This is a genomic window from Herpetosiphonaceae bacterium (genome assembly GCA_036374795.1).
GTDB lineage: Bacteria > Chloroflexota > Chloroflexia > Chloroflexales > Kallotenuaceae > LB3-1.
In genome coordinates this window covers 26,849-36,271 of the sequence record DASUTC010000321.1, presented here as the reverse complement: position 1 = coordinate 36,271, position 9,423 = coordinate 26,849, and the positions used below count along the sequence as shown (strand labels likewise).

The 9,423-nt window shown below is 58.8% G+C and carries 4 protein-coding genes; 3 read left to right on the top strand and 1 reads right to left on the bottom strand.

Translation table 11 applies throughout. The features are described from left to right. The 3 genes from VFZ66_25165 to ppsA form a co-directional block, all read left to right on the top strand. Positions 1-1,188, top strand: a 1,188-nt coding sequence (locus VFZ66_25165) for a non-ribosomal peptide synthetase (GenBank protein HEX6292501.1), incomplete at its 5' end; no start/stop codon positions are given. Continuing rightward, positions 1,185-5,417, top strand: a complete 4,233-nt coding sequence (locus tag VFZ66_25160) for an amino acid adenylation domain-containing protein (protein ID HEX6292500.1) — start codon at positions 1,185-1,187, stop codon at positions 5,415-5,417. The genes VFZ66_25165 and VFZ66_25160, both read left to right, overlap by 4 nt. A gap of 961 nt (positions 5,418-6,378) precedes the next feature. Beyond that, entirely contained in the window at positions 6,379-8,997 is a 2,619-nt protein-coding gene (gene ppsA / locus VFZ66_25155) for a phosphoenolpyruvate synthase (GenBank protein HEX6292499.1), read from the top strand. A gap of 66 nt (positions 8,998-9,063) precedes the next feature. Here ppsA and VFZ66_25150 read toward each other — a convergent pair whose 3' ends face one another. Next, positions 9,064-9,414 carry a hypothetical protein gene (locus VFZ66_25150; protein HEX6292498.1) on the bottom strand — a complete coding sequence of 117 codons (351 nt, stop codon included), beginning with the start codon at positions 9,412-9,414 and terminating at the stop codon, positions 9,064-9,066. Positions 9,415-9,423 lie beyond the last annotated feature (9 nt).

The window sequence follows — 9,423 nt, the reverse complement described above, 5'->3', positions numbered from 1 at the left end:
ACGTTTCTCGCCACCTGCGCCGCCTGGCGGATCAGCCTGCTGAGTTTGCCTACCACGTTCTGGCACGAGCTTGTCGCGCAGATGGATGCCGATGCGCTGGTGCTGCCGACGTCGTTGCGATTAGTGACGTTCGGTGGGGATCGCGCCAATCCCGAGCGCGTAGCTCTGTGGCAGCAGCATGCCGACGAACACGTGCAGCTCGTGAACACCTATGGTCCTACCGAATCCACCATCATCGCGACGCTGTTCTCCATTCCGCCCACAGCGCTGGAGCGCGGCTTCCGTGACGTGCCGATCGGTCGTCCGCTCCGCAATCTGACGGCCTACGTGCTGGATCAGCACCTCGCGCTCGTGCCGGTGGGCGTGCCGGGCGAGCTGTGCCTCGGCGGGGCGGGCTTGGCGCGGGGCTACCTGGATCGGCCTGCGCTCACGGCGGAGCGTTTTGTTCCCGACCCGTTCAGCCAGAGGCCAGGAGCGAGAATCTACCACACGGGCGATCTGGTGCGCTGGCTGCCCGACGGCACGCTCGAATTCCTCGGGCGAGTGGACTACCAGGTGAAGATTCGGGGCTTCCGGGTCGAAGTGGGCGAAGTCGAGGCGGCGCTGCATCAATGCCCGGCGGTCAGCGATGCGGTGGTGGTGGCACGGGAAGACACCTCACCCGCAAGCGGGTACCCGGACAAGCGGCTGGTAGCCTATATCATTCCCCGCGACGGTCACACGCCAACGACCAGCGAGCTGCGCAGCTTCTTGCTTGCCAAGATCCCCGACTACATGATTCCCACCGCGTTTATAACGCTTGAGCGGCTGCCACTCACTACAGGTGGCAAGGTCAATCGCCGCGCCCTGCCCGCTCCCGATCAGACACGGCCTAACCTGAACGACGCCTTCGCGGAGCCGCGCACGCCCACGGAGCAGCAGGTCGCGTCGATCTGGCGGAGTGTGTTGAAGCTGGAACAGGTGGGCATCGACGACAACTTCTTCGATCTTGGCGGACACTCGCTGCTGGCTACCCAGGTGATCGCCCGACTACGCGACATGTTCCAGGTTGACCTGCCAATCCGGTACCTGTTTGCCGCACCTACCGTTTCCGGCGTAGCCGCCATGATCGAAAGGATGCGCTGGCTGGCGCAGGACGCCAGTGGATCAGCGGCTGACGACGAATCGGCGGAAGAAGGCGCGCTATGACGACCATCGAGCTATTGGATCGGCTCCGTGCGCTGAACATCACGCTCTGGGCCGAGGGTGATCAGCTGCGCTTTAAGGCACCGAAAGGGGCGCTCACCGACGAGCTACGCGCAGCGCTGGCAGCGCAGAAAGCCGAAGTGCTGGTCTTGCTCCAGGGGGCCGCCGTCGCGGCCCAAGACACGCCCACGTCTATTCCACGCATCAAGCGCGACGCCAGGCTGCCGCTGTCGTTTGCCCAGCAGCGCCTGTGGTTCCTGGATCAATTGGAGCCCAACAGCCCGCTCTACAACATTCCCTCCATGCTGCGGATCGCCGGACCCCTCGACGCCAGCGTATTCGAGCGGAGCTTCAATGCACTGATTGGCCGCCACGAAATCCTGCGCACCACGTTCACGCTCGTCGAGGGACAGCCCATACAAGTCATCGCGCCACCCGCGCCGATGAAGGTGTCCTCGATCGACCTGCGCCGCCTGCCCGCCCACGAGCGCGAAGCGACCGCCCGGCATCTGGCTGGCGAAGAAGCGCTGCAACCCTTCGACCTTGGACGCGGCCCGCTGCTGCGAATCACGCTGATCCAGCTCGACGACGCCGAGGTTTGGGTGCTGTTCACGACGCATCACACCGTCTTCGATGGGTGGTCGACGGGCGTGTTGGTGGGCGAATTGTGGCAGCTCTACCGCGCCTTTACTCGAGGCGAGGAGCCGTCGCTGCCGGAGTTGCCGATCCAGTATGCCGACTATGCAGTGTGGCAGCGGCGCTGGCTCCAGGGCGAGATGCTGGAGCGGATGTTGCGCTACTGGAAACAGCAGCTTGGCAACGAACACCGCCGTGGTCCTGTACCGCTGCTCGAGCTGCCCACTGACCATCCGCGTCCGTCGGTGCAGTCCAACCGGGGCAAGAGCATCACGTTTACGCTGCCGCAGCCGCTCACCGATGCGCTTGTCGCGCTGAGCCAGCGCGAACAGGTCACGCTCTTCATGACGCTGCTGACCGCATTCCAGGTGCTGCTCTTCCGCTACAGTGGTCAGGACGATCTTGCGATCGGCACGCCGATTGCGAACCGCAACCGCCGTGAGCTTGAGCCGCTGATCGGCTGTTTCATCAACACACTGGTACTGCGCACCGACCTGTCCGGCAATCCCGCGTTCCGTGCGCTGCTCCATCGTGTCCGGCAGACGACGCTTGACGCCTACGATCACCAGGATCTACCCTTTGAGGTGCTGGTCGATGCGCTGCAGCCGGCGCGCGATCTAAGCCACAATCCGCTCTTCCAGGTGATGTTCGTGATGCAGAACACGCCCATACAGGCGCTCGACCTGTCGGAGTTCCAGATTGGCATGGTCGATCTCGAAACGCGAACGGCGAAGACCGACGTGAGCTTGGAGATCGTGCCGATTGGCGAAATATTGACCGGCACGTTTGTCTATACCACCGACCTGTTCGACCGGCCCACCATCGAGCGGATTCTCGCGCATTTTGTCACGCTGCTCGAAGGTGTCGTTGCCGAGCCAGAGATGCGGATCACCCACCTGCCGTTGCTGACCGGGGCCGAGCGTCAGCAGATGCTGATCGACTGGAACCATTCGGCAGCCGAGTGTCCAGGTGAGGCAGCGATTCAGCACGTGATCGCGGCGCAGGCCGCACGCACGCCCGACAAGACGGCGATTGTCTTTGAGGCGGGTACCCGTGAGCGGGTGGCGCTGACCTATGGCGAGCTGAACAGGCGGGCGAACCAGCTTGCCCACTCCTTGCGGGATCAGGGCGTTGGTCCCGAGGTGCTGGTCGGGTTGTATGTCGAACCCAGCCTGGAGCTGATCGTCGGCATGCTGGCGATCCTCAAAGCGGGCGGCGCCTACGTCCCGCTCGATCCCGCCTATCCTCACGACCACATTCAGTGTATGCTTCAGGATGCCGGGATCGCCATACTCCTGACCCTGACAGACCTGGCTGAGCGGCTGCCTGCGCTCCAGGGACGGATCATCTGCCTCGATGCCGAGTCCAGCAACATCAGTCGCGAGTCCGAGGCCAACCTGGACGTCAATCTTGATCCTGACACCCTGGCCTATGTAATCTACACCAGCGGCTCGACGGGACGGCCTAAAGGCGTGCTAATTCCGCATCGCGGGCTGGTCAATCTGGCGCGGGCGCAGCGCGAGGCGTTTGCCGTTATGGCTGACAGTCGGGTGCTTCAGTTCGCCGCGCTCAGCTTCGACGCATCGATCGCCGAGGTGGCGGTGACGCTGACGGCGGGCGCACAGCTTGAGCTCGTACCGCGAGCGACGCCGCTTGTGGGCGCGGACCTGGCTGACGTTCTCGATCGGCGGGCCATCACGCATGTCACGCTGCCGCCCTCGGTGCTGATGACACTTCCCGAACAACCGCTGCCCGCCTTGCAGACGCTGATCGTCGCGGGCGAGGCGTGCGGGCCGGAGCTTGCCGCCCGCTGGGGACCGGGGCGGCGCTTCGTCAACGCCTATGGCCCGACCGAAACCACGGTCTGCGCGACGCTGGAGGTGGGTTCGGGCGACGGAGATCTGCTGCCCATCGGGCGTCCGATCGCCAACACGCAGATCTACCTGCTGGATGTGCAGCTCCAGCCGGTGCCAATCGGCGTTCCCGGCGAGCTCCATATCGGCGGCGTGGGGTTGGCGCGCGGCTATCACCAGCGGCCCGGCCTGACCGCTGAGCGGTTCATTCCCGATCCGTTCTCCACCCGTCCCGGCTCCCGCCTGTACCGGACGGGCGATCGTGCCCGCTACCTCCCCGACGGCAGAATTGCGTTTCTTGGACGCATCGACCACCAGATCAAAATCCGGGGCTTTCGCGTTGAACTCGGCGAGATCGAGTCCGTCCTGCGTCAGCATGAGGCCGTGCGAGACGCGCTTGTGCTGATGCGTGATGAGCGGCTAGTCGCTTACGTTGTTCAGAACAACGAACAACGAACAGAGAACAGGGATTCAGCAGACGATTGTTCTGTGTTTTCTGTTCGCTGTTCTCCTCAAGATCTCCGGACCTTCCTTCAATCCCGGCTACCGGCGTACATGCTGCCCAGCGCCTTCGTGTTCCTCGATGCGCTGCCGAGGACACCCAACGGCAAGCTCGATCGCACAGCACTGCCCGTGCCAGGTACACGCTCCAGTGACACACCCGGCACGTTTGTTGCGCCGCGCGATACCCTGGAAGTACGGCTTGCCCGCATCTGGGAAGCGTTGCTGGGCGTGCAACCCGTGGGCATCTGCGATAACTTCTTCGAGCTAGGCGGACACTCGCTGCTCGTCGTGCGGCTGATGGCCCAGATTCAGGTCCAGCTTGGGCAGAAGATCCCACTCGCAACCCTGTTCCAGGAGCCAACCGTCGAACACCTGGCGCGCACATTACGTCAACAACGTACGACGCCGCTTGACACGCCGCTCATCCCCCTGCAGCCCAACGGCACCAAGCTGCCGTTCTTCTGTGCTCATCCAGCTGCCGGAAGTGTCCTTAGCTACCTGGAACTCGCCCGGCTGCTTGGGCCGGATCAGCCCGTCTACGGCGTTCAGGCTGCTGGCCTTGCGGACGAACAACCACCGCATACGCGGGTTGAGGACATGGCAGCGGCGTGTCTCGCGGCGCTTCGCGCGGCGCAGCCAGAAGGCCCCTACCTGCTCGGCGGCTGGTCGTTTGGCGGGCTGGTCGCCTATGAGATGGCCTGCCACCTGACCGCGCAGGGCCACCAGGTAGGATTACTGGCCCTCCTCGACAGCCAAGCGCCAACCCTCGAAGCGCCGCCTTCCGTTGATCAGACAACCCTGCTGCAGTGGTTTGTCGGCGATCTCAGCCGCACCTTCGGCACCGATCTGGCCCTGTCCGCCGAGGCGGTTGCCGCCGTTGCGCCAGAGCAGCGCCTCCACTATGTGCTGGAACAGGCACGATCCGCGGGCATGCTCCTATCGGACATCGACGAACACAACATCAGTGCCTATTTTGATGTGTTTACGGCAAGCCTGGAGGCAATGCAGAGCTACCGGCCCCGTCCATATCCTGGTCGCGTGACGCTCTTCCGCGCAGGCGACCGACCGTTAGATGCTGCGGGCGAAACACTTGGGTGGGACGCGCTCGCCGCTGATGGGGTCCAGGTACAGGTTCTTCCTGGCGATCATTACACCATCCTTCGACAGCCGCATGTGACAACGCTGGCGAACCAGGTACGAGCCAGCCTTGACGAAGCCCAGACGTTAGGCGACGCATAGGCTGCGATGGATCGCGGAGGGAAGTACGATGGTCTTGAAAGCCTGACGCACCTTCGCCAGCGCACCACGCAGCGCGCACGCCGAGTGGTGCGCGCTGCTGGTTCACGTGTCGCCGCGTTGGATAGGACCTGCCTACGGATCTGAACCCGCCGTGCGCGCGTCGCCCCGGCCGACATGGACCTGCGGACGGTCGGCCTGCTCTGCGCGTATTTCTGGTGCCAGACGGGCGAGATCGCCACAAAGCTGCCTGCCGGATCGAGGGTTCCGTCCGGCCCGCGGTCATTATCCGCCAGCAGGAGTGCCTGCGTCCGCCAGGGTCCAGCGGATGAGTCGGTGAGATACTGCGCCGTTTTGCGCACGATGATCTGCGCGTCGCCCAGGGTCCGAGCGGGCAGGCCACCAACCGGCAGATCGGGCAGTGGGTCAGCGAGCGGATCGTCCGCATCCAAGCGCGTGTAGCAGGTATCGCAGGCGATCTCGCCACGCGGCGACGGCGGCGAGCGTCTTGCCGCGATCGAGTCGAGCAACGCGGTGGCGCATGTGAAGGTCTTGACCGGCAAGGTGCTTTTGACAAGTAATCGCTCAAGGGCGCGCGAGCCGCTTTGGTTGCCCATCTTGTCTGCCCTCACTATCTTCACTATAGCATAGATGTCTATGAAATAAAACAGGTCAACACCCGATTTCTTTTGCTCGTCCACGCCTGTACAATCCGCATCATGCACCTGCTGCGGTGCGTCTGCGTGCGGCCCCACCGATGTCGTTCGCTCCGTGCGCTCGGTTGGCGCTCGGCACACGTCAGCGCGCGTCACGGCGCTCCGGCCTGGCATGGGCTGCCGGGTGGTGATCGTGGGCGATGGCGATCGTGCGCGCGACTACCTAGTACAACACACCGGTACATCGTTTTAGCCCGAAGGATGTCATCACAATTATCAAAGAAGGAAGTACCGAAGGAGGTAACTGTATGAGTTCCTATGTGCTTGGTTTTCAGGATATTGACAAGACAAAGCTCATGGTTGTTGGGGGTAAAGGCGCGAACCTGGGGGAACTTTCCAGGATTGAAGGAATCTACGTACCGGATGGCTTTTGTATTTCTACTGAAGCCTTCAAAAGAATCATTGGGGAAACGTCGTCGATTAACGAATTACTTGATCAGCTATCGCTTCTAACGGTGGAAGACCGGGATAAAATCGCTGAGCTAAGCGGTGAGATTCGCAGGGTCATCGAAGGGATTGCGATCCCTCAAGATATTCATGAAGCGATCACCCACCACCTCTCCAGGCTTGGAGAAAAAAATGCCTACGCAGTACGATCCAGCGCAACCGCAGAAGATTTACCGACGGCCTCCTTTGCCGGCCAGCAGGATACGTATTTGAACATTATCGGAACGGAGGCAATCCTCAAGCATATCAGCAAGTGCTGGGCATCGCTATTTACCGAGCGGGCAGTCATGTACCGCCTTCAAAACGGCTTCGACCACCGTACAGTCTACCTGTCTGTGGTTGTTCAGAAGATGGTCTTCCCGCAGGCGGCAGGAATTTTGTTTACTGCCGATCCCGTCACTTCTAACAGGAAAGTGGTATCCATTGATGCCAGCTTCGGCCTTGGTGAGGCCCTGGTTTCCGGCCTGGTGAATGCTGATATCTATAAAGTGCGTAACGGCAAGGTTATCGATAAGAAGATAGCCACCAAGAAGCTGGCTATTTATGCCTTAAAAGACTACGGTACGAAAGAACAGGAGCTTGAGCCTGAGCGGCAGAACAGGCAAGTGCTGACGGATGAGCAGATGTTGCAGCTTGAGCGCATAGGCAGAACAATCGAAAACCATTTCGGCCGACCGCAGGACATTGAATGGTGTCTGGTTGATGATACATTTTATATTGTCCAGAGTCGGCCAATCACTACGTTATACCCGATCCCTGAAGCGAACGATCAAGAAAATCACGTGTATCTATCTGTCGGTCATCAACAGATGATGACCGACCCCATGAAACCATTAGGATTGTCTTTTTGGCTGCTAACGACGAGGGCACCCATGCGTACAGCCGGTGGAAGGTTGTTTGTTGATATTACACCGATGCTGGCTTCACCTGACAACAGACAAACGGTAGTAAATACCCTGGGACAATCCGATCCGCTCATAAAAGACGCGCTCGTGACTATCGTAGAGCGGGAAGATTTTATCAAATCGGTACCGGATGATAACACAGAACCCAGTCCCGGTAAAAGCAATAAAGTTATTTCGCCTACGGGTTTCCGAACACAAGTCGAAAACGATCCGGCGATCCCTTCTGATTTGATTAAGCATAGTCAAACATCGATAGAAGCGTTAAAACGAAACATTCAAACCAAATCAGGACCGGATCTCTTTGATTTTATTCTGGAAGATCTCCAGGAATTAAAGAGGATTTTATTTGACCCACAAAGTTTTGGTGTGATTATGGCTGCGATGGATGCTTCGTCATGGATCAATGAAAAAATGAACGAGTGGTTGGGTGAAAAAAGCGCAGCAGACACGCTTTCTCAATCGGTGCCCAACAATATTACTTCGGAGATGGGCCTGGCGCTGTTGGATGTCGCAGACGCGATTCGTCCTTATGCGGAAGTCATTGAGTATTTACAACATGTAAAAGATGATAGCTTTTTGGAGGAGCTGGTGAAGTTGCATGGTGGACAGGAAGCCCGGGACGCTATCCAGGCTTATCTCAACAAATATGGAATGCGATGCGTCGGTGAAATCGATATTACGAAAACCCGTTGGAGCGAAAAACCAAGGACGCTGGTCCCCCTGATTCTCAGTAACATCAAAAACTTTGAGCCTGGTGCCGGAAAGCGGAAATTTGAGCAAGGGCGACAGGAAGCTTTAAACAAAGAACAGGAGCTATTGGATCGATTGAAGCAATTACTGGATGGTAAAGAAAAAGCCAAAGAGACAAAACGAATGATCGACCTGATCCGGAATTTCATCGGTTATCGTGAATATCCAAAATACGGCATGGTTAGTCGCTACTTCGTTTATAAGCAGGCTTTACTGAAAGAAGCCGAACAACTCGTACACGCTGGCGTTCTTCATGAGAAAGAAGACATCTACTATCTTACTTTTGAGGAATTTCGTGAAGCCGTACGCACCAAGGAGCTGGATTACCAGATCATCAGCCAACGAAAAGACGAGTACAAAGTATATAAAAAACTAACTCCACCACGTGTTATCACGTCTGATGGTGAAATCATTACAGGTGCGTACAAACGAGAAAATCTCCCAGCCGAAGCTATTATAGGTCTACCTGTTTCTTCGGGAGTTATAGAGGGACGCGCACGTGTCATCTTAACCATGGAAGATGCTGATCTAGAAGATGGAGATATATTAGTCACCTCCTTTACTGACCCGAGCTGGACACCATTGTTTGTATCCATAAAAGGCCTAGTGACCGAAGTTGGTGGACTGATGACCCATGGAGCAGTTATCGCACGTGAATATGGCTTACCAGCAGTTGTCGGAGTAGAAGATGCTACCAAGCTGATAAAAGATGGGCAACGAATTCGCGTGCATGGAACAGAAGGGTATGTAGAAATCCTCCAGTGAACGACGGTCTGCTCAAGCAACCTCGCCCTCTGGCAAGGTTAGCGCCTGACGGCTCGCTCCGAGCCGTCAGCTATTTAACGCCGCACTGAGATCGCGATCGGCGAAGATCACGTAGGCTTCAAGTTCTTCGATCATCTGCCCGGCGGTGCAGGTGGCCTCGAAGCAGCGCATGCACGGCTCGTCGTGCACCAAACCATGCGCAAGCTCGGTGATCTCGTCGTGGATAGTCGGGACGTGGGAGGCATGGGCGTCCTGCGGGATCTGCGTCTCTTGGTCGATCCAGGGGCGAGTGCTGCTCCCCACCAGCGAATTGTCGTACAGAACCTGGAAAGGGTTGTATCCGATGGACGTTGTCGGAACCCTGGTCGCAGCGGCAGAGGCATTGACAAAGCCACGAACGCTATCGTATACTTGCATACACGGATC

Bases quoted from the DNA above. Each gene is read 5' to 3' on its own strand.
- VFZ66_25160 (HEX6292500.1), top strand. From the start codon at position 1,185: ATGACGACCATCGAGCTATTGGATCGGCTCCGTGCGCTGAACATCACG.
- ppsA (HEX6292499.1), top strand. From the start codon at position 6,379: ATGAGTTCCTATGTGCTTGGTTTTCAGGATATTGACAAGACAAAGCTC.
- VFZ66_25150 (HEX6292498.1), bottom strand. From the start codon at position 9,414: ATGCAAGTATACGATAGCGTTCGTGGCTTTGTCAATGCCTCTGCCGCT.